The following is a 19,649-nucleotide window of genomic DNA, read 5'->3' as shown; positions in this document are numbered from 1 at the left end:
GCCTGGCTGAATTAATAATTTCTTCATCAATAAATGATACAAAAGCAAAAAAGGTGCCATAAACTTGACGGCAAACTTAATTTTAGTTGTCATCGACCGGCTTTACCGGACGATCCAGCCGAGACAGATCGTTACAAGCAGTTAAATCGTTTTATTCAGGATTATCCGGCCAAACAAGGTGATGACAGGTAAAGAAGGGAAAGTCTCGTCGATTTGTCCTGCGCAACAGATATGTATTCCTTTTTCTTGATACAACCGGGCTTGTTTCTATAAAAAATTGAGACGCCGGCTCTGGGAAAAGGGTGGAAGATAAATTTTTTATAAATAAAAATCGGATAGATATGGAAAACGAAAAGGTTTGTTGCCAGGTTTTGATAATATGGCACAGAACTTGAATTGATCGTAATCAAGAAGAAAAGAAATGGAAATGATGATAATCGTAACCATTTTAGAAAACGGAAAGCGCCGGGCATGAACAAGATAGAATTCTCATCCTGGTGGAGTATTAGATACCGACATAGGACATAATGCCCTTCTCCTCTGCTCTTTCCGGAGTAAGGCGGCGTATCCCCCCCTTCCCCTTCCCCCCCCGCCGCCTTACTCATTTTTTCCCTTCCTCTTGACCCGGGTTTGCGGGTTGCAATAGGATAGTCCTGTCCGGCGTATCACCATTTCAATAACGATAGAGGGGACAGGAAATCATGAGACTCGATACCATTCTTGAAAACGCGCTGATCGTGGATGGTTCCGGCCAAAAACCTTTTTCAGGTGATGTTGGCCTGCAGGGCGATACCATTGCCGCCGTGGGCGACCTGAAACAATGTCAGGCCGGGCAGCGGAAAAACGTGAGCGGGCGGGCGGTCTGCCCGGGATTCATCGACGTCCACTCTCACGCCGACCTGACTTTTTTCAGAAACGACCATGACGACCTGCTGACGCCACTGGTGGAGCAGGGCATCACCACTTTTGTGGGCGGCAACTGCGGCATGGCCCTGGCCCCGATTACAAAGGAGAACCGGGAGGAGATCAAGACCTATCTGGAAGTGTTCACGCAGATGGATTTTGAGCGGGATGTCCAATGGGACACCATGGCGTCCTACATGGAGTACGTGGATAAAAAAGGACTCCTGCTCAACTGCGCCCAGCTTGTGCCCCACGGGGTGATGCGCATTTCCGCCCTGGGGCAGTCGGACAAACCGGCCGACGACAAGGCCATCGCCATGATGCAAAGACTTCTGGCCGAATCCCTGGAGGCGGGCGCCTTCGGCCTGTCCACCGGTCTGCAATACGCGCCGGGGCTGCATTCGGATACCCGGGAGCTTTCCCTGATATCCAGTCCCCTGACCGCCCATGACGCCATTTTTACCAGCCACTTGCGGTCCTATACCAGCAACTGCCTGGACAAGGCCATTGACGAGGTGGCCCGCGTGGCCGCCGATAATAATGTCCGGGGGCAGATCTCCCATATTTTTTCGGTGCCCTGGACCGGTCCTTTTCACTCTCTGACCCTGAAGGTGATCAAGTGGCTGGCCCGCCACGACAAGACCGCCGTGCAATTGATCCCGGACGCCCTGCTGGACGTCGAGATGAACCGTATTCTTAAAAAAGTGGAATCGGTCCGGCGGTCGGGCGTGGGCATGGGCATGGACATCATGCCCACCACCACCGGCTTTACCCACCTGCTGGCCTTTTTCCCGCCCTGGGCTTTGACCGGAGACCGCCAGACCGTATTGCAGCGCCTGCGGGACAAGGCCGTCCGGCAGGAGATGCGCCGCGACATCGAACAGGGCAAACCCATATGGCCCCACCGGGGCAAGAACACCTGGTCGCTTAACCTGATCCGGCAGATGGGCTGGGACGCCCTGCTGGTAATGGCCGTCAACAGCGAAAAGAACAAGCCCCTGGAGGGCCGCCGGTTTACCGAGATAGCGGCGGAGCGGAGCCAGCACCCCTTTGACGTCATGTGCGACCTGCTGCTGGAAGAGGACGGCCAGGTCCTCTCCTTTGAAACCATGAGCGATCCGGAAGACCTGTTCACCGAGCGCTATACCTTTCCGGCACTCAGCGATCCCCGCACCATGATTTCCACCGACACCATTCTGCTGGGCATGGGACGTCCGGCCTATTTGTTCTACGGATGCTATCCCAAGTTCATCAACCGCTATGTTTATCAGAAGAATCTGCTGGACCTGCCGACCGCCGTGGCCAAGTGCACCTCGATTCCGGCCGGACATTTCGGCATTAAAAACCGGGGCCTGATCCGGGAAGGGTTCCAGGCCGATCTACTGGTGATCGACGCGGAAAATTTCCGGACCCAAGCCACTTTCGCTGATCCCCGGCATGCCGCTGAAGGGCTGGATATGGTTTTTATCAACGGCCGGCAGGTGGTGGAGAACGGAAAACGGATCAACCGGGATTTGCCCGGAAGGATGCTGCGGAAAAACGGGTAGTGGCCGTTTACCAATTACAACGGGGCGTTCTTTTAAGTTTTTAAAGAGGTGCCTGATATTCTTTACGGGCGGCCGATGGTCATCCCTATGCGTTTGAAGCCGGTTCTCGCGGGCAGCGTCATTCTGTTTGGACCGCTTCTGTCTCTTTTTCTTCTGTTGGTGTTTTTCCCCGGATTCGTTGTACGCCAGCTGGAGGAATATACCCGGCTGCGCTTTGATTCCGGCATAGGCGCCGGTGAAGGCGCTTTGCCCATTGGCCGGGGTGAGCTGGGGCTGTATGGCCAGCGGTTTGTCATCGATATGGTGGCAAAAACCTGGAATGCCATGGGGCCAGCACTGCTGTGGGCGGCCATCGCGGTCGCCCTGATTCCGATTACCCGTTCCCTCCTGCGGAAATACAACCCGTCCGGCCGCAACCGTCTGGCTGAACCGGCGATTTTTCTGATCCTGCTGACGATCATGACGCTCTGGCGTGAAGCGCCTTGGCCGATGCTTCTGGTCTGCGCCGGCCTGATGCTTTATGCCATGAATTTTTTGATTCCTTTTTCAGATCTAGAACCTCGCAATGGGGGACGACGGTTGTTATCATCCGTTTTTTTCATGGCGGGTTCCCTGACGGGCGTGATGCAGCTTCTGGCGCCGGTACCCCTGTTGTCCTGGCTTGTGAAACTGTCACGGCTGTCATTACGGCAAGATGAATTAAACAAGGTCGCAATCCGGGCCGGAAGGTTGGCTGTCTGCCTGATCAGTTTTCCCCTTCTGGCCCTGTTCGTCTACTCCAATCAGGAAACACCCCGGCCGCCGCAGGTCCGGTCGCTGCTGGTCACGCCGAACCTGTACGATATCGAACTGGATTATCCGGCCGGCCGCTTGATCGTGACGCGCAAGACCGGCGGTACCGGGTTTATGTTGAGCCTGGACCGCCTTGAGGTGTTGCGGGAGTTCTCCCTTCCCTCAGCCGAACTGGAGGACATCGCCCTTGATCAGGAGGCCCGCGAGATCTATCATATCGACAGATTCAATCAGACCATTTTCGTTTGGGATGCCAACAGCCTCAAGGTTCTCAGGAAAGGTCAGATCAGCCGGCCGTCTTCCGGGAGCACCAAGCTGGCTCTGGACGAACGCTCCGGACGCCTGCTGGTCTCATTTGAAAACGACAATCTGTTTGCAGTAGATGGCCATACGCTGGCCTGTTCTTTCATGGGCGCCCCGGGAAACGTTAGCTTGGTGGCGGACCAACAAAACCCTCTGATCTATGTTGGTTCCGAAAGACAACTTTGGGTGGCTGCCGTCAATATGCAGTCCTGCAGGGAAATCAACCGCGTAACCGGCCCTCATCGCGGTGAACGGATGGTTGTGTCGGCGAAACGGAATGAGCTGTATGCGCCTGACGCCAAAGCGGGAACCATATGGGTGTTTGCCACTCCCTCGCTGAACTTGCTTCGAAAGATACCCGCCCAGTTCGGCGTTCGCACCCTGGCCACGGACGATGTGAACGGGCTGCTCCTGGCCGCCAGTGTTGTAACGGGTTACGTGGAAGTCCTGGACCCGGCGTCGGGCCGGTGCCTGAATCGGTATTATGTCGGTAAATATTGCCGTGTCATGAAGACCGACCCTTTGAAGCGTCGGGCGTTCATTACCCTGACGCGGGACGGGCTGTATGTAATCAATTATTAGGGTGGCTGAAGCCCTCTGATGCATCGTGCTTTAGCCGGTCAGGGACGCTTTCAGGGCGCCGTGGATATCCGGATACCGGAAGACAAAACCGGACGACAGCAGTTTGTTCGGGACCACCCGCTGGCTGTTTAGCACCAGGCTGCCCAGCTCGCCGGCGGCCAGGCGCAGGGCCAGCGACGGGACGGTGAAGAAGGCCGGCCGGCGCACGGCCGCGGCCAGGGCGTCCGAAAATTCCTTGTTGGTGACGGCCTGGGGCGCGCAGAAATTGACCGGGCCCCGGATGGTTTCATGGGTCAGAACAAACCGCATGGCCGCGATCAGATCGGTCAGGTGAATCCAGGGAAACCACTGGCGGCCGGAGCCCATTTTTCCTCCCAGCCCCAGCCGGTAGGCGGGCAGCATCTTGGCCAGGGCGCCGCCGGTTTTATCCATCACCACGCCGAAGCGGGTCAGCGCCACCCGGGCGCCTTTTGCTTCAGCGGCCAGCGCCTCTTTTTCCCAGTCCACGCAGACCCGGGCCAGAAAGTCGTCGCCCGGCGAAGCCGTCTCGTCCAGCAGGGTGTCCCCCCGGTCACCGTAGTAACCGGCGGCCGAGGTGCTGCAGAAGACGGTTTTTTTTCCGGAAGGCAGGGCCGCCACCAGGTTGCGGGTGGTCAGGATGCGGCTGTCGTAAATGGCCTGCCGGTAGGTGTCGGTCCAGCGTTTGAAAATATTGGCGCCGGCCAGGTTGATGACGGCGTCCGCGTCCGCCCCGGCCTGCTGCCAGTCCCCCGGCCGGGTGGTGTCCGTCCGGATAAATTGAAAACGATCGCTGGCAATCTCCTGGGGATGAAAGCCGAGGCCGATAATTTCATGGCCGTCCGCCAGCAGCGCGGCGCACAGGGCGCCGCCCACGAACCCGGAGCTTCCGGTCATCAGTATTTTCATGGTTTGTCTCCTTTCTTATCCCGAGTTATCCCAGCAGATTGTCCAGTGCCATCATGATGATAAAGCCGACCAGCACGCCGTAGGTGGCCGGCCGGGATTTGCCTTCGGAATGGGTCTCCGGAATGATCTCGTCGCTGATAACAAACAGCATGGCGCCGGCGGCAAAGGCCAGGGCCAGGGGCAGCACCGGATGAAACAGGGTGACGGCCCCGGCGCCCAGAAGGCCGCCGATCGGTTCCACCAGGCCGGTAGCCGTGGCAATGCCCAGGGCCTTTAGGCGGCTGTAGCCCAGGCCGAGAAGCGGCAGGGCTACGGCCAGCCCCTCGGGCATGTTCTGCAGGCCGATGCCCATGGCCAGGCTGGTGCCCGCACCCGTGTCGCCGGCGCCAAACCCCACGCCCACGGCCATGCCTTCCGGAAAGTTGTGGATGGTGATGGCGATGACAAACAGCCAGATTCTTCTCAGGCGGGATGAAGGACCTTCCGGACCCTTGAAAAAATGTTCATGGGGCATTTTTTTATCGATTACATCCAGAAGGATGCCGCCGAAAAGAATGCCGGCCATAACCACGAACACGCCATGGCCCGGCCAGAGCAGTTCGCCGTGGGCAATGCCCGGGATGATCAGGGAAAAAGAGGTGGCCGCCAGCATGACGCCGGCCGATCCACCCAGCAGGATGCAGAGCGTTTTTCGGGACAGTTCACGGACAAACAATACCGGCAGGGCGCCCAGGCCGGTGCCCAGGCCGGCCAGGGTGCTCGCTAATATGCCATAAAGAAAGAGGGTCATATTTATAATGGATTCAAGGGCTGACAAGGGTTGATGCTCATGTCGTAAAACTTGTCATCAATATATCAGAAGGGCAAAACCGGGGGCAACCGAAAAACAGGCAGGGCGCGCACCTTCGGCAGCAGCTTATGCACGGCCTTGTGCAGCGGATATTTTGACAGTTCATCAAACCTGACCCAGGCAAAGGCTTCCGGCCCGTTCAGGCGAACGCGTCCAGCCAGAGGGCGGCAGAGACAGGCATCCAGGTCGAGGGTAAAATGGGTGTAGGCGTGGCGCACCCGGCCCAGGTGAGCGGCAATCGTCACCGTCAGCCCCACCGTCCGGAGAAGCGCTTCCCGGCAGGCGGCTTCCGTGTCCCGGCCGGTTTTCACCGGACCGGCGGGAAACTCCCAGAGCCCGCCCAGCATCCCCTCCGCCGGTCGCCTGACGATGAGCATTTTCCCCTTACGGATGACAACACCCGCCACCATCTGCCGACGGGGGACCGCTCCGACGGCGGCCCGTGCCGGAAATTTTCCGACTTGTCCTTGCTGAAAAGCGCCGCAGTCTCGGCTGACCGGGCATTGATCGCACCGGGGCGCCCGCGGCCTGCAGATTAACGCCCCCAGTTCCATCATAGCCTGGTTCCAGGTGCCGGGATCCCGGCAATCCAGCAGTCGGTCGGCCAGACAGCGGAAGATCTTGTGCGCGGCCGGCCGGTTGACAGGATCGGCCTTCATCAATAGCCGGGACAGAACCCGCTTGACGTTGCCGTCCGCCACCGCCAGGGCATGGCCGAAGGCGATGCTCTGGACGGCAGCGTTGATATAATCCCCCACCCCCGGCAGCTGCGCGAACCGCTCCGGATCATCCGGCACCCGGGGGGTGCCGGAGGCAACCAGCTCCCTGGCTGCTTTCTGGAGGTGGCGGGCCCGGGAATAATAGCCCAGTCCTTCCCAGGCCTTGAGTACCCGGTCCGGATCGGCTGCCGCCAGCGAAGGAATATCAGGAAAACGGCGGATAAAACGGTTGAAGTAGTCAATGACCGTGGCCACCTGGGTCTGCTGCAGCATGACTTCGGAAACCCAGATGTGATAGGGATCGGCGGATGTACGCCAGGGAAGATCCCGCCGGTTGGAGCGGTACCAGCGGGTCAGGCGTTTTTGAAAAGCGGCGATGGATGGGTTGTCCGTGAGCGGCTCCTACAGGCTTTTTTCCGCTTCCGCCATGATGGTGACCGGCAGTGCGAAAGCACCTTTACCGGTGACCTGGTCGACCAGTTGCTGGGCGCAGATCCGATAGCAGAGCTTGACCTTGACGAGCAGCCCCGAACGCGGTGTTTCGGGTGGAAGTCGGAACGTCTGCGAGGCCGATTGTTTCGGGGCAATGCGGTTGTCTGATAGAATTTCCCGGGCTTTGGCCAGGTTGTCCACCGGCCGGCCGCTTCCGTCGCCGAAAACGGTCCGGTAGAGCGGAACGGAATCGGCCAGGTAGCCGTTGGCGTCCGGCTGTCCGATGGCGTAGACCACCCGGCCGCTGCTGTTATCCGTGACGGCAACATCCAGCCACACCTGGCGCACGTTGCTCAAGCCGGTGGGCAGCTTATGGCCGGCGCCGGTGTTGGTAATGGTCACCGTGATCAGGCCGTCGCCGATTTTTTTGTCGTCGATGGCCAGCGTGGCGGCGTTTTTAAGGCGTTCTTCGGCCAGGCTTATCTTGTCCTGGCCGCCGGACAGGCCCGGCAGAAAATTATTGGCCCCGACAAAGTTGTGGGTAAACACATGGGGACGTTCCGGACCGATGTCGGAAGCCTGGCCGGGATTATCCGGCCGGGGCGTGCTGCCGGTAGCCGGCACGCCGGGACGCTGGTACATGTGGCAGCCCTGGCAGGTGACCCGTTTGGCCGGATCCCGGTCATTGTATGGGCTGGCCGCCCATTCATCATAGGTGGTTTCCAGATCGGTGTGAAAGGCTACGTGCCGGACGTTATGACAGGTGCCGCAGATGCCGGGATTAACGTGAAATTCGGAATAAGCCGCTTCATGGAATTCCGGCTCGGCATCCTTCCGCGGTCCCCGCTTTAGGCCGGGCTCCGCTTCGCCGTTTCCGGGAGAAAGAATGATCCCGTTGTTGTACATGCGGGTCGTGCCGGTGGCGGAATGGCAGAAGTCGCACTGAACGCCGAAGGTGGCGATTTCCGGCACCGCCGCCAGATCATCGGATGTCTTGCCGGGATTGCCGCCGGCGGCGCCCACCGGCGTATGGCACTTGACGCAGGACTCGGCCTCCTCGATTTCTCCGGCCTCGGTCAGGCCTTTTAAGAAAAAGGCGGCCACGGCATTGTAAATCGGGTCAGTATGCGCCAGGCTGTGGGTCGAGTTTTCCCACTGGCTGTAAATATCGCTGTGACAGCCGGCGCAGGTTTCAGGGGAGATAAAGCGGGAGGGCTCAATCAGGTCCGCCGCCTGAAGATGCCCTGAAAAAAGCAGCGTCAACAGCAACGCCACCGCCAAACCGAACAGGCGGTTCCCCCGCGTTTCGTTTTTCATGATTCGTCCCCGTCAGGGCAAAGCCTCGGAGCCAACCCCATCCACCTCACCCTGCACCTTAAACCCTGTACCTGCACCTTGCCCCTATCCCAGCTGTTTCAGCTTGCCGGCCAGGATCACCATGTGACTCATCTCTTCCTTGATAATAGTCCGGACCTTGCCTTTTCCAAGGTCTCCGCGGACCAGTTCGCACATGCCCGCGTAAAAGGCGATGGAGTCCTTTTCGGCGGCCATGGCCGCTTTCAGCACCTCTTCCAGGGAGGTCATGTCAATGGTTTTCTGGTGAAACACCCGTCTGTCCGCAAGGGCCTTAAGATATAAAGCGGTTTCGTCTTCCGGGTCAAAGGCCCCGGGTTTTTTTTCGTCGGCCGTCAGATCGGCGCGCAGGCCGGCGAAGGTTTTCTCATGCTGATCTTCCATCCGGGCCAGCTCTTCCAGCGTATCGCGGGTCATCTGATCAGGAGCGTTTCTGGCCGCGTTCCGGTAAAAGGCGGCGCCGTTGCGCTCGATTTCCTCGGCCATCGTCAGAATTTCATCGATATTAAAATCAAAAGCCATTGTTCTTTCCTTTCCTGTGCAGTTTCTTTATCTGTTTATTTTTGTTCCGTATCCGCTGCCGGTTTCAGAGCGTTTTTATCTTTTGCGGGGATTGTATTGAATCGCCGCACCCGTTCGGGCATCACATCATGGGTTCAAAGGATTTCTTACTGGCCCCGCAGACCGGGCACTTCCAGTCTTCGGGAAGATCGGCGAAACGGGTCCCCTTGGGGATTTTCCCTTTTTTATCCCCCCGGTCGGAATTATAGATATACCCGCAACTTGTTGTCTGGCATCGATACATATCCGGCTGCTGGCTCATGGCGCCTCCTAAAACAGTTATTATTTATCAAATAATAAAAACTATCAAAAGGATGTCAAACAAGGCAAGGGCTTTTTTGATAAAGGATCCGAGGGCCAGGCGAACGGCGTTGAATCCGATGAGCATTTTTAAAAACTGTTGCTCCGGCAAGTGCCTCTTGTTATATCTTTTAAAATCAATGCAGCACATTCCTGAGGTTGTCCGATCAGCGGCGGCCGGGGATTTAATTTAAGGGTAAGGGGGAAAATCATGAAGACCGAACAAGCGGCGTTTCACACCTATCAGCAGTATTTCAATAAGGAACACGAGATGCTCCGCAAGGCCCTGCGGGAATTTGTTAAAAAAGAGATCACCCCGTTTGTCAACGAGTGGGAGGCCGCCGGTGAGTTCCCCCGGGAGCTGTATAAAAAAATGGGCGACCTCGGCTATCTGGGCATCGGCTTTCCCGAATCCATGGGTGGCAGCGGCGGCGATGTTTTCACCACGGTGGTGTTTAATGAAGAGATGATGCGCTGCGGTGCCGCCGGCGTGGTGGCCAGCCTCGGCTCCCACGGAATCGGGTTGCCGCCCATCGCCATGCACGGCACACCGGAACAGATCGACCGGTTTGTCCGGCCGGTCATCGCCGGGGAACGCATCGCTGCCCTGGGCATCACCGAACCCGGCGGCGGGTCGGACGTGGCCAGCCTGAAAACCACGGCCGTGCGCGACGGCGATTATTATGTCGTCAATGGCAGCAAAACCTTCATTACCAGCGGTATCCGGGCCGATCAGCTCACCTGCGCCGTGCGTACCGGCGGGGAAGGCGCTCACGGCATCAGCTTCCTGCTGATCGAATCCAATACCCCGGGCTATTCCACCGGCCGGAAGCTGGAAAAAATGGGCTGGCTGGCGTCGGATACCGGTGAAATTTTTTTCGACAACTGCCGGGTCCCGGCTGAAAATCTGATCGGCAAGGAGAACGAGGGCTTTTACATCATCATGGGAAACTTCCAGATGGAACGGCTGCAGTTGTCCATCATGGCCAACATGACCGCCCAGCTGGCCCTGGAGGAGTCGGTCAAGTACGCCCGCCAGCGGGAAGCCTTTGGAAAACCCCTTAAGGCCTTCCAGGTGACGCGGCACAAACTGGCCGACATGGCCACTCTGGTGGAAGCCAGCCGGGAGTTCACCTACCGGGTGGCGGCCAAGATGAACGCCGGTGAAAACCAGATCAAGGAAGTTTCCATGGCCAAGAATTTCTCCTGCCAGGTCAGCGACAAGGTCACTTATGACGCGGTCCAGATTTTCGGCGGCTACGGCTACATGCGCGAATACCTGGTGGAGCGGCTGTACCGGGACAACCGCATCCTCTCCATCGGCGGCGGCACCACCGAAATCATGAAGGAAATCATCTCCGGGTTCGTGGTGTAACAGCATGATGATCCAGAAAACCGCCGCTATCACCGAAAACCGCCCTGTGTCCGGCGCCTGCTGGAAGATGACCCTGGCCGTGGGAACGGACATGGCGGCCGCGGCCCGGCCGGGGCAGTTTGTCATGGTCCGGGTTCCGGACGGCGGCCTGAAGCCTTTTCTGTCGCGGCCCTTTTCGATTCATCGTATTAATAAGGAAAGGGGCCTCCTGGAACTGCTCTACAGAGTCGTGGGCCATGGTACCCGCCAGATGGCGTCCCGTTGCGCCGGGCAGACCATGGAGCTGGTCGGGCCCCTGGGCAATGGCTTTCGGATCGAGCAACCATTTAAAAACATAGCGTTTGTCGCCGGCGGTATGGGGGTGGCGCCACTGGTTTTCCTGGCTGAAACGCTGGTTGCGGAACACGGCGGCGCGCTGCGGGCCCGGGCTTTTATCGGCGGCGCCTGCGGAGAAGACCTGCTGTGTTGTGATGTTTTTGCCGGTCTGAACATGGATGTGGCCGTGGCCACCGAGGACGGTTGTGCCGGATGCCGTGGTTTTGTCACCCAGCCGTTTGAAAACGCAATAAAAACAGATTCTCCGGAAATGGTCATGGCTTGCGGACCGCCGGCCATGCTGGCTGCCGTGGCAAAAATCAGCGCCGCCGCCGACATTCCCTGCCAGGTATCCATCGAGTCCCTCATGGCCTGCGGCATCGGCGCCTGCCTCGGCTGCGCCGTAAAATCTTCAGGCAATGCCAATTATTACAAACACGTATGTAAAGACGGCCCTGTTTTTGCGGCGTCTGAAATCGACCTTGACGGGCTGGCGGCAAGCCACGGGGCAGGACAGCGGGCGTTTTCGGTCCGGAAAAGCTGATTCTCTTTTTTTTAAGTTGACTTGCCGGAACCGGACATGTTATTAAACCTTTTTTGTTTGGCAAACGGTTTGTCATGAAGGAAGAGACCAGACGCGCGATAAGAGACCTGGGTTATTACAGTGGCCTGGGGTTGTCGGTCGCGCTGGCCATTTTCATCGGCCTTTTTTTCGGTATCTTCCTTGACGCGACCTTCGGCACCGGGCCGGTGCTGATGTTTGTGTTCCTGGGGCTGGGCATACTGGCCGGGTTCCGGAACATTTTACATGCCATGAGACGGGTACAGGATGAAGGAAAAAAGGATCACTCCGACAAATGACGCGATTGAGCAGCGGCTGTTGAGCTTCATCAATCGCGCCAACTGGATTCTGCTGGTCGCCATCGCGGCCGGCGGTCTGGTGATGGACAACGCGGGAGTGGCCGGGGGCCTGATCTGCGGCGGATTGATTGCCACGGTTAATTTCCACCTGCTTCACCGGACGCTCAAAAAAGCCTTTGGTTCCGGCCGCCTGTCTTTCCGGGGCCTGGTCATGGCCAAATACTATATGCGGTTTACGGTCAGCGGCCTGATCCTGTTCGTTCTGATTTCAAAGCACCTGGTTGATCCGCTGGCACTGTTCGCGGGATTGTCCGTGGTGATCGCCAGCATCTTTCTGGCAACCTTGTCTGAATTGAAAAAACTCATATTCAAGGAGGCGGTGTAAGTTGGAACATCCATATCTTTTACTGGTAAGCCTGTTCGATGCCGTGGGGCTGGGTCATTTCGCGGCTGCATACAAACATGTCATTTATTCCTGGCTGGTGATGGCCATATTGATCGTCTCAAGCATAGTGGCCACCAGAAGCATCACCCTTATTCCCGGCAAGGCCCAGAACCTGTTTGAAATCATCATTTCGGGGATTGAAAACTTCATGGTCGGTATTACCGGCGAAGAAGGGCGGTGGTTCTTCCCCCTGGCGGCCACCATTGCCCTTTATATTTTCGTTTCCAATCTCCTGGGCCTGGTTCCCGGTTTTTTTCCGCCCACGGCCAACATCAACACCCCGCTTTCATGCGCCCTGGTTGTTTTTGTTTTCACTCATTACATCGGCGTCAAATATCACGGAGCCAAATACGTCAAGCACTTTCTGGGGCCCTCCCTGGCCCTGGCGCCGCTGATGCTGATCATCGAAATCATCGGCCACCTGGCCCGGGTTCTGTCCCTGACCTTCCGTCTGTTCGGGAACATGATGGGGCATGAACTGGTGCTCATGATCCTGTTCTTTCTGGCCGGTCTCTACCTGGCGCCGCTGCCGATCATGGCCCTGGGCATCCTGGTCTGTTTTATTCAGGCGTTTGTTTTCTTTATTCTGTCGATCATTTATTTTTCCGGCGCCATGGAACACGCGCACTAAATATTAACATTACGGAAGCATTGGTTAGTCAATAACAGGAAGAAGCATTCAACACATCAGTAAGGAGGAAGAAACAATGGAATTGAGTGTAGCGGCAGTCAAAATTCTGGTAGCCTGCGTGACAGCGGCTGGATTCGGCATCGGCATCGCGGCCTTCGGTTGCGGTATCGCTCAGGGCCTGGGCCTCAAGGGCGCCGTGGAAGGCGTTGCCCGTAACCCGGAAGCTTCCGGCAAGATTACGGTTACCATGCTGATCGGTCTGGCCATGATCGAATCTCTGTGTATTTACGCGCTGGTCGTGGCGCTGATCCTGATCTACGCCACCCCCATGGCGGGTCCGGTCATCAGCCTGCTGGGCGCCGGTCACTAATCGTCGACCGTTCAAAGCTTTAGCCGAAAAGGGCCGCGCGTTTCGCGCGGCCCTTTTTATTTACTTGCTACGAAGATTGACGCAGACCATAGTCAATACCCCGCTGTTTGCGGCCCGGTCCTTTATTCAAAAGTTTTAACCAAACAGTAATGGAAAAAAGAGGAATAACATTTGGCAGCCATGACTCTATGGTGGATTTTTCCCCTTTTCTGCGAAAAAGGCCCTGGCGCTATTGCATGCACGGCATCCAGAACAACGATGTTTCCGGAAGGCTTACCGTTAGAATATTGTTATCGCTGTTCAATCCAAAGCGAGCGGCGGTGCGGCGCGGCACTTCAAATTTCAAAATGGCATTAGTAGCCGTGTGTTGAAAATGTACGAGTTGTGTCGTATCAAGGTCAAGAAGTCGCGCCTTGCCCTTCAGCGCTAATTCACCAGATTGCGGTGGATGGGCGGCGTCGCATAACTTTATATCGTCTGATAGAATGCCTACCGCAACCGTGGTGCCCGCAATGGGCGCGTTTTCACCCGCGGGCATGCGCAGGGTCAGGCCCAGGACGGAGCAGTCGACAAGCAGGCGGTCGCCTTCACGCCCGGCCACTTTGCCATCCCAGAGGTTGTTGATACCCAGAAAATGGGCCACTTCGGTATCAGCCGGACGGCGGTAGACCGTTGACTTATCGCCTTGCTGACGGATACGGCCGTCCAGCAGGATGCTGACACGGTCGGCCAGGAAGTATGCTTCGGTTAGGTCATGCGTAATGAGCAGGACGGTCAGGTTTTGTTCCTCCTGCAGTTCTCGCACCAGCCACCAGAGTTCTCGTCGTAATGATTCATTCAAGGCGGTGAACGGCTCATCCAGCAGCACAAGGCGCGGCCGGCTGGCCAGGGCACGTACAAGACCGACCCGCTGGCGCTCGCCCCCGGACAATGTCATGGGCAGACGATCCAGTAACCCGGCGATGCCCGTGGCCTCCACCAGTTTGTCCACCAGCGGCTGGAACTGTTTCGATGGGATTCCGCGGGCACGGGCACTGTAGTTAAGGTTGTCGCGCACCGTTAAATGGGGGAACAGTCCGAGTTGCTGCGGCAGATAGCCCAGGCCCCGCCGTTCGACGGGATGACGGGTAATATCTTCGTCATCGAGCAGGATGCGGCCGCGTTCGGGAGGAATCACCCCCAGCACGGCTTTCATCAGCGTTGTCTTTCCCGCGCCGGAAGGACCGATTACGGCATGACCTTTGCCTCGCGCAACGCTCAACTCAATATCCCGCAGACAAAACGCACCGGTGGTGACGGTCATCCGTTCGATTTCAAACATGCGCCATCCTTCCCAGCAACCGGCGCGCGATATAAAGCGAGGTGAGACCTATGCTGACGAGTACTAAAATTAACGCTACCGTTCCTTTGATGTCGGCGGTGGCCAGCCGCATAAAAATTGCCACCGGCAGTGTCTCGGTTCGCATGGCCATCGTGCCCGCCACCATGATGGTTGCGCCGAATTCACCCAGCGCCTTTGCCCAGGCCAGGATGAACGAGGCGATCAGTCCTCGCCGCGCCAGGGGCAGCGTGATGGTGAAAAAGGCATGACGCGGTGTTGCCCCCAGCGTGCGCGCGACGATTTCCAGTTCAGCCGGCACTTCGTCAAAGGATGTTTTCAGCAACCGCACGGCAACACCCAGGATAGTGATAAACTGCGCCAGCACGATACCGGCAAACGCGAATACGAAGTGTACAACATGCTCCTGCACCCATTCGCCGATCGGGTTATTGAAGAAAATCAATATCATCGCACCCAGCGCAGCCGGGGAAACAATAATGGGGAATTCCAGCACCGTGTCGGTGATTTCACGTCCACGAAAATGATAGCGCGACAGAGCGTATGCGGCCGGTATAGCCAGCAGCAGGGCCAGCGCGGCCGCAACGGTTGCGGTCAGCAACGAGAGCTTTATTGAAAACAGGGTGCGGTCTGAAGTGAGAACCTGGCGGAGAATCGGCGCGTCAAAGAACCATGCCAGCGATAGGATCAGTCCGCCGTAAAGCACAAGCACCAGCAACGCGGCGAAAGTAGTTGAGCGTTGAAAGGTCATGCGTCCGTGTTATTTATTAATCCATTCCGCCGGCACGGCATATTCTCCGCCGACCGGTTTGCTTTCGCCCAGCCATGCGGCAGCCTCTTCCGCTGTTGCAAAGTAATGAAATTTCGTAAATACGGCCCGTCCCTCCGGCCCGGCCATAAAATCGATAAACGACTGCGCGGCTTGGCGGTTCCGGGTAAATCTTGAAGTTGCGATCGGAATGTAACCGATGCGCGGGATCATTCCCCGGGGTAATCGAACGGTCTCGATATGTTCCGGATCCCAATGTTCAAAAACGCTCCACCCGAGTACCGCATCCGCCATCTTGAGTGAAATAGCCGTGGCTGTTTTTTCACAAGACTCGGTATAATTGATCAGGTTGCGTCGGAATATTTTTTTTTCCGCCGGCGTAAATTGGTGTTCGATAATTTCCACCGCATACGCGCCGACGCACACACCCTCCGGATTTGCAATGGCCACCTTCAGGCCGGGACGGAGTAAATCGCGTAACCCATTAATCTTGTGGGGGTTACCCCGGAAAACATTAATCGCCGGAACGAGATATACAATAATCTTTTCCGTCTCAGGAAACACATCGCCGTCACGCTTGGCCTTCTCCATGTAATCGGATGATCCGGGAAAATAAAGGTCTCCTTGTTTGGTCAGCTTCATTTGTGAGAGAATGCTGCCTGAACCGCCGATCACCAGATCCACCTTTACGCCTGTTTTCTGCTCGTAAAGCAAGGCCGCTTCCTCTGCGGCCGGCTTTGATGCCGCGCCGACATAAACGAGAAGATTCTCAGCGGCATCAGCAGGTCCGTCCGTGAAGATCATACCCAGAAGCATAATCAATACGATGTAACGATCCCGGAGTTTTTTTGTTCTAACCATTCGCCGCCCCCTTTTTCCGATGAAGTTTTTTTTGAAACTTTTCAAACTCGCCTTCGGCGAAAACGGTGAGTTTATTTTCCATTTCTTTATATTGCTGAATGTATAACTCCGCGAAAGGTGTCAGTAAGGTTCCGCCACGGTTATTCCCGCCCCTCGTGCTGATCACCATGGGCCGTCCGATGTCTTGCTCCAGAAACTTCAGCAGTTTCAATGCCTTGACATAAGAAAGGCTCATGCTCTGGGCCGCCTTGTTGATGGATTTATGCTCTTTAAGCCGTTCCAGCAGACGCAGAGGCCCCGCTCCCATGAATTGCAACCCCTGATCGTTGAGGATGGATATTTTTATTTTGATTCTCATTTGTCGATATTTATGCTGTTAAATAACGGAAAATGTCAAGGGCTTTATTTGACAACATATGGCATATTTTGAAAAGAAACATCTTAACCTGAACAATAGATCTGACGCGTATCGTCAGATATCGATAAAATTAAGTGTTCGTACGAGTTGCTTTAATCCATGCTGTTAAGGAGTCATGATGTTTTTCCCCGTCGCCCAGATCGAAGTAGCCCCCTGGTTGCCGCCGGTAATCGCCCTAATCATTTCTTTCTTTACCTCCATGGGAGGGGTCTCCGGTGCCTTCCTGCTGCTGCCCTTTCAGGTCTCGGTACTTGGATACACCAGCCCGTCGGTTTCCGCCACCAATCAGCTTTTCAACATCGTGGCCATCCCCAGTGGTGTTTACCGTTACTGGAAAGAGGGCCGCATGGTCTGGCCCTTGACCTGGATCGTGATCCTTGGCACTCTGCCCGGGGTGCTCATCGGCGCGGTGGTGCGGGTGACCTGGCTGCCCGATCCCCGTCATTTCAAGCTCTTTGCCGCGGCGGTATTGCTCTATATCGGTATAAGAATGGCGCGGGATCTGCTGAAAAGAAAGGGAGACACTTCACCTTCAGAAGCAACCGGATCCGGAGCGGAAGCGGGTGGTTCATCCGCGTTGCAGGTGACGCGTTTTGACGCAAAACGGCTGGAATACAGCTTTCGGGGGGAATCGTTCGGCGCGCCATTCTGGGGCGTTTTTGCCGTGAGCTTTATCGTGGGTATTGTGGGCGGTATTTACGGCATAGGCGGCGGATCCATCATCGCGCCTTTTTTTGTGACGTTCTTTCGGTTGCCGGTTTACACCATCGCCGGCGCGGCTCTGATGGGGACTTTTGTCACGTCCGTGGCCGGCGTGGCTTTTTATCAGGCGATCGCCCCTTTTTATCCCGGCATGTCCATCGCTCCGGACTGGCTGCTGGGTATTCTCTTCGGTCTGGGTGGAATGGCGGGCATGTATCTGGGCGCCCGGTGTCAGCGGTTTGTTCCGGCCAAGGTCATCAAGTGGATGCTGACCGCTGTATTGCTCTTTACCGCCGCTCAGTATGTGGCCGGTTTTTTCCTGGTTTGAAAAATACCAGCCAGGCCAGAACCAGCGACACGATCAGAAAGGAAACATCGCGGGCGATGGTCCATAAATCCGCCGGTCCTTCCGTAGCTTCGGTAGAAAAACAGCCGCAGTGAATATTCAGCCCGCGAGCCAGATTAAAGGCCAGCGCGGCGATGAAAATGGTCATGAGTCCGGTGCTGATGCCGACAGCCCCGGGTAGCCAGAACCCGGCCACCAGGCAGAGGCCGATCAGCAACTCAACCCATGGCAAAATCAGCGCCGCCGGACTAATCAGCACATCGGGAAGGATCTGATAGTCGCAGACCGCCTGGGCAAAGGCCTGAGGGTGAATAATTTTATCATAACTGGCATACAGAAAAACGCCGCCCAGAAAAAGGCGTAGCACCACAAACATAATTTTTTCGACCGGAGAAGGGCTGCTGTCTTTCCGGGTATGCTCACCTTGCAGGTTTTCGGGTTTACACCCGCCACTTCCGTTGCAGGCCATTTCACACAGCAGGGTACCCCGGCCGCAGTCAGCGGTTTCAAACTGTAGCACCGGATGGTCAATGCCGAAACGATGCAGCAGTTCCCGGCGGATACGCTCGGCCAGTTCGCCGGTTCGGCTCACCGGCTGGTCAGGCACCACCACATGGCAGGAAAAGGCGATGCTGGCGGAAGATACCTGCCAGGCATGCAGATAGTGAACACCCGCTACCCCGGACATTTTCTCCAGAAGACTTCTGACCTCTTCGAGCCTGATGTGAACGGGAGTCGCGTTCATCAGCACGGCCGCCGCCTCCTTGAACAGGCCCCAGCCGTTTTTCAGGATAAAGAAAACGATGGCCAGGGACAGCAGCGGGTCGAGCCAGTACCAGGGATAAAAGAGGAAAATAACACCGGTCATCAGGACTACCACCGACGTCAGCAAATCTCCCACCATGTGCAAAAAGGCGCCGCGGATGTTCAGGCTGTTTGCCGCGTCCCGGTGCAGCAGCCAGGCCGACAGGCCATTGCCGGTGACGCCGACCGCGGCCAGGATGACGACGGTCGATCCGTTGACGGGCTGGGGGGTCAGAAAACGCAAAACAGCATGGTAAAGGATGAGCCCGGAAGCACCGGCCAGGAGCATGACGTTAATCAGTGCGGCCAGGATTTCCGCGCGCCGGTAACCAAAAGTGTTAAAAACGGTGGCGCCCCTGCGACCGACGCGAAAAGCGATATAGGAAATCAGCACCACGGTAAAATCGCTGAAATTATGCACGGCATCCGAGATCAGCGCCATGCTGTTGGCCGCGATGCCGCCGATCACCTGAGCCACGGGAATGATCAGGTTCAGGGCCATGGTGATCAGCAGCCGGAAGCCTTCGGCATCCTTTTCCGCCGGCGCGCCATGGCGATGTTCATGCCCCGCGTCAATTCGATCCGCGGCATCATGCAGAAATGAACAATCCGGAATATTCATGGGGTCACGCCCCTGTTTTGGTGGGCAGACCGGCCTGCTGCCACAGGGTCCAGCCGTTGATCAGCACGCGCACGTTTTTCAACCCCATGGATCGAAGAAAACCGGCCAGCTCATGACTTAAGTCGCAGCCGGTTCCGTCGCAATACGTGATGATGGCTTCGGCCGTCTCCAGTTGCCTGTTCACCCGGGAAAGATAACGGTCCACTTCCAGCCAGGGTAAAGGCAGGGCCCCCTGAATATGCCCCTCGATATACTGGTCGATGGATCGTGCGTCTACAAAGAGAACCCTGCCCGCTTTAAACAACTGCCGCGCCCCGGCCAGGTCAATGGCTAGACCCTCTTCCCCGGCATCGGCCAGGCGGGCTTCAGCCGACCAGCTTCCAGCAAGAGGGATGCCGTCGGGACGCAGGGCGTTGACCCCCAGGGCGAGAACGCACGCCGCCGTCGTCAGCAGAATAATCTGCCAGAACGCCTGTTTTAAAGCAAACCAGGTTCTTTTTTTATCCATGAACCCGTTTTCCC

At 56.9% G+C, this 19,649-nt stretch carries 21 protein-coding genes; 9 read left to right on the top strand and 12 right to left on the bottom strand.

What is annotated here, in order from left to right; all coding sequences use genetic code 11:
- Positions 1–701: 701 nt before the first annotated feature.
- Both AB1724_10335 and AB1724_10330 read left to right on the top strand, forming a co-directional pair.
- Positions 702–2,450: an amidohydrolase family protein gene (locus AB1724_10335; GenBank protein ID MEW6078200.1), complete on the top strand. Its 1,749-nt coding sequence runs from the start codon at positions 702–704 to the stop codon at positions 2,448–2,450.
- Between the two features lie 75 nt (positions 2,451–2,525).
- Positions 2,526–4,127, top strand: coding sequence for a hypothetical protein (locus tag AB1724_10330; protein ID MEW6078199.1), 1,602 nt, complete (start codon positions 2,526–2,528; stop codon positions 4,125–4,127).
- Between the two features lie 30 nt (positions 4,128–4,157).
- Here AB1724_10330 and AB1724_10325 read toward each other — a convergent pair whose 3' ends face one another.
- From AB1724_10325 to AB1724_10300, 6 genes are all read right to left on the bottom strand, one after another.
- The gene (locus tag AB1724_10325) at positions 4,158–5,054 is read right to left on the bottom strand and encodes a TIGR01777 family oxidoreductase (protein ID MEW6078198.1); all 897 of its coding nucleotides are present in this window, start codon (positions 5,052–5,054) and stop codon (positions 4,158–4,160) included.
- A 25-nt stretch (positions 5,055–5,079) separates the two neighbouring features.
- A complete protein-coding gene (locus tag AB1724_10320; protein MEW6078197.1) occupies positions 5,080–5,871 on the bottom strand; it encodes a ZIP family metal transporter in 792 nt (263 codons plus the stop codon).
- A 38-nt stretch (positions 5,872–5,909) separates the two neighbouring features.
- Positions 5,910–6,980: an A/G-specific adenine glycosylase gene (gene mutY / locus AB1724_10315; protein ID MEW6078196.1), complete on the bottom strand. Its 1,071-nt coding sequence runs from the start codon at positions 6,978–6,980 to the stop codon at positions 5,910–5,912.
- Between the two features lie 45 nt (positions 6,981–7,025).
- Positions 7,026–8,372 (bottom strand): multiheme c-type cytochrome, encoded by a 1,347-nt coding sequence (locus tag AB1724_10310; protein ID MEW6078195.1) that lies wholly within the window; start codon positions 8,370–8,372, stop codon positions 7,026–7,028.
- An 84-nt stretch (positions 8,373–8,456) separates the two neighbouring features.
- On the bottom strand, positions 8,457–8,930 hold the full coding sequence (locus tag AB1724_10305; GenBank protein ID MEW6078194.1) for a ferritin family protein: 474 nt from the start codon (positions 8,928–8,930) through the stop codon (positions 8,457–8,459).
- Positions 8,931–9,051: 121 nt separating this feature from the next.
- Positions 9,052–9,231, bottom strand: coding sequence for a rubredoxin (locus AB1724_10300; protein ID MEW6078193.1), 180 nt, complete (start codon positions 9,229–9,231; stop codon positions 9,052–9,054).
- A gap of 249 nt (positions 9,232–9,480) precedes the next feature.
- Between AB1724_10300 and AB1724_10295 the strand changes: the two genes are divergently transcribed.
- The 6 genes from AB1724_10295 (at position 9,481) to atpE (ending at position 13,266) form a co-directional block, all read left to right on the top strand.
- Positions 9,481–10,644 carry an acyl-CoA dehydrogenase family protein gene (locus tag AB1724_10295; GenBank protein MEW6078192.1) on the top strand — a complete coding sequence of 388 codons (1,164 nt, stop codon included), beginning with the start codon at positions 9,481–9,483 and terminating at the stop codon, positions 10,642–10,644.
- 4 nt (positions 10,645–10,648) lie between these two features.
- On the top strand, positions 10,649–11,503 hold the full coding sequence (locus AB1724_10290) for a dihydroorotate dehydrogenase electron transfer subunit (protein ID MEW6078191.1): 855 nt from the start codon (positions 10,649–10,651) through the stop codon (positions 11,501–11,503).
- A 74-nt stretch (positions 11,504–11,577) separates the two neighbouring features.
- A complete protein-coding gene (locus AB1724_10285; GenBank protein MEW6078190.1) occupies positions 11,578–11,820 on the top strand; it encodes an AtpZ/AtpI family protein in 243 nt (80 codons plus the stop codon).
- Complete coding sequence (locus tag AB1724_10280; GenBank protein ID MEW6078189.1) at positions 11,789–12,205, top strand: ATP synthase subunit I; 417 nt, start codon at positions 11,789–11,791, stop codon at positions 12,203–12,205. Before AB1724_10285 ends, AB1724_10280 begins: the two co-directional genes overlap by 32 nt.
- A gap of 1 nt (position 12,206) precedes the next feature.
- Complete coding sequence (atpB, locus tag AB1724_10275) at positions 12,207–12,896, top strand: F0F1 ATP synthase subunit A (GenBank protein ID MEW6078188.1); 690 nt, start codon at positions 12,207–12,209, stop codon at positions 12,894–12,896.
- A gap of 76 nt (positions 12,897–12,972) precedes the next feature.
- Positions 12,973–13,266 carry an ATP synthase F0 subunit C gene (gene atpE, locus AB1724_10270; protein MEW6078187.1) on the top strand — a complete coding sequence of 98 codons (294 nt, stop codon included), beginning with the start codon at positions 12,973–12,975 and terminating at the stop codon, positions 13,264–13,266.
- Positions 13,267–13,495: 229 nt separating this feature from the next.
- Here the strand turns inward: atpE and AB1724_10265 are convergent, their stop codons facing one another.
- The 4 genes from AB1724_10265 to AB1724_10250 are packed head-to-tail and all read right to left on the bottom strand — an operon-like array spanning position 13,496 to position 16,542.
- Positions 13,496–14,587, bottom strand: coding sequence for an ATP-binding cassette domain-containing protein (locus AB1724_10265; protein ID MEW6078186.1), 1,092 nt, complete (start codon positions 14,585–14,587; stop codon positions 13,496–13,498).
- The gene (locus AB1724_10260) at positions 14,580–15,356 is read right to left on the bottom strand and encodes an ABC transporter permease (GenBank protein ID MEW6078185.1); all 777 of its coding nucleotides are present in this window, start codon (positions 15,354–15,356) and stop codon (positions 14,580–14,582) included. The genes AB1724_10265 and AB1724_10260 overlap by 8 nt, the downstream gene beginning before the upstream one ends.
- A 9-nt stretch (positions 15,357–15,365) precedes the next feature.
- Positions 15,366–16,235: a molybdate ABC transporter substrate-binding protein gene (locus AB1724_10255; GenBank protein MEW6078184.1), complete on the bottom strand. Its 870-nt coding sequence runs from the start codon at positions 16,233–16,235 to the stop codon at positions 15,366–15,368.
- Positions 16,228–16,542, bottom strand: a complete 315-nt coding sequence (locus AB1724_10250; GenBank protein ID MEW6078183.1) for a LysR family transcriptional regulator — start codon at positions 16,540–16,542, stop codon at positions 16,228–16,230. The genes AB1724_10255 and AB1724_10250 overlap by 8 nt, the downstream gene beginning before the upstream one ends.
- Before the next feature lie 229 nt (positions 16,543–16,771).
- On the opposite strand from AB1724_10250, the gene AB1724_10245 reads away from it, so the two are divergent.
- Positions 16,772–17,683 carry a sulfite exporter TauE/SafE family protein gene (locus AB1724_10245; GenBank protein ID MEW6078182.1) on the top strand — a complete coding sequence of 304 codons (912 nt, stop codon included), beginning with the start codon at positions 16,772–16,774 and terminating at the stop codon, positions 17,681–17,683.
- On the opposite strand, the gene AB1724_10240 is transcribed toward AB1724_10245, so the two are convergent.
- Entirely contained in the window at positions 17,643–19,127 is a 1,485-nt protein-coding gene (locus AB1724_10240) for a cation diffusion facilitator family transporter (GenBank protein MEW6078181.1), read from the bottom strand. The two genes, AB1724_10245 and AB1724_10240, sit on opposite strands and share 41 nt — an antisense overlap.
- A gap of 4 nt (positions 19,128–19,131) precedes the next feature.
- A complete protein-coding gene (locus tag AB1724_10235; GenBank protein ID MEW6078180.1) occupies positions 19,132–19,635 on the bottom strand; it encodes a rhodanese-like domain-containing protein in 504 nt (167 codons plus the stop codon).
- Positions 19,636–19,649 lie beyond the last annotated feature (14 nt).

This window comes from Thermodesulfobacteriota bacterium, assembly GCA_040753795.1.
Classification (GTDB): Bacteria; Desulfobacterota; Desulfobacteria; order Desulfobacterales; family Desulfosudaceae; genus JBFMDX01.
This window is presented reverse-complemented; position numbering and strand designations above follow the sequence as displayed.

Excerpts from the sequence above, each read along its gene's own strand:
- AB1724_10260 (MEW6078185.1), bottom strand. The coding sequence starts at position 15,356 with ATGACCTTTCAACGCTCAACTACTTTCGCCGCGTTGCTGGTGCTTGTG.
- AB1724_10300 (MEW6078193.1), bottom strand. The coding sequence starts at position 9,231 with ATGAGCCAGCAGCCGGATATGTATCGATGCCAGACAACAAGTTGCGGG.
- AB1724_10335 (MEW6078200.1), top strand. The coding sequence starts at position 702 with ATGAGACTCGATACCATTCTTGAAAACGCGCTGATCGTGGATGGTTCC.
- AB1724_10305 (MEW6078194.1), bottom strand. The coding sequence starts at position 8,930 with ATGGCTTTTGATTTTAATATCGATGAAATTCTGACGATGGCCGAGGAA.
- AB1724_10285 (MEW6078190.1), top strand. The coding sequence starts at position 11,578 with ATGAAGGAAGAGACCAGACGCGCGATAAGAGACCTGGGTTATTACAGT.
- atpE (MEW6078187.1), top strand. The coding sequence starts at position 12,973 with ATGGAATTGAGTGTAGCGGCAGTCAAAATTCTGGTAGCCTGCGTGACA.
- AB1724_10250 (MEW6078183.1), bottom strand. The coding sequence starts at position 16,542 with ATGGGAGCGGGGCCTCTGCGTCTGCTGGAACGGCTTAAAGAGCATAAA.
- AB1724_10235 (MEW6078180.1), bottom strand. The coding sequence starts at position 19,635 with ATGGATAAAAAAAGAACCTGGTTTGCTTTAAAACAGGCGTTCTGGCAG.
- AB1724_10290 (MEW6078191.1), top strand. The coding sequence starts at position 10,649 with ATGATGATCCAGAAAACCGCCGCTATCACCGAAAACCGCCCTGTGTCC.
- AB1724_10280 (MEW6078189.1), top strand. The coding sequence starts at position 11,789 with ATGAAGGAAAAAAGGATCACTCCGACAAATGACGCGATTGAGCAGCGG.
- AB1724_10265 (MEW6078186.1), bottom strand. The coding sequence starts at position 14,587 with ATGTTTGAAATCGAACGGATGACCGTCACCACCGGTGCGTTTTGTCTG.
- AB1724_10330 (MEW6078199.1), top strand. The coding sequence starts at position 2,526 with ATGGTCATCCCTATGCGTTTGAAGCCGGTTCTCGCGGGCAGCGTCATT.
- AB1724_10310 (MEW6078195.1), bottom strand. The coding sequence starts at position 8,372 with ATGAAAAACGAAACGCGGGGGAACCGCCTGTTCGGTTTGGCGGTGGCG.
- AB1724_10295 (MEW6078192.1), top strand. The coding sequence starts at position 9,481 with ATGAAGACCGAACAAGCGGCGTTTCACACCTATCAGCAGTATTTCAAT.
- AB1724_10240 (MEW6078181.1), bottom strand. The coding sequence starts at position 19,127 with ATGAATATTCCGGATTGTTCATTTCTGCATGATGCCGCGGATCGAATT.
- AB1724_10325 (MEW6078198.1), bottom strand. The coding sequence starts at position 5,054 with ATGAAAATACTGATGACCGGAAGCTCCGGGTTCGTGGGCGGCGCCCTG.
- AB1724_10245 (MEW6078182.1), top strand. The coding sequence starts at position 16,772 with ATGTTTTTCCCCGTCGCCCAGATCGAAGTAGCCCCCTGGTTGCCGCCG.
- AB1724_10255 (MEW6078184.1), bottom strand. The coding sequence starts at position 16,235 with ATGGTTAGAACAAAAAAACTCCGGGATCGTTACATCGTATTGATTATG.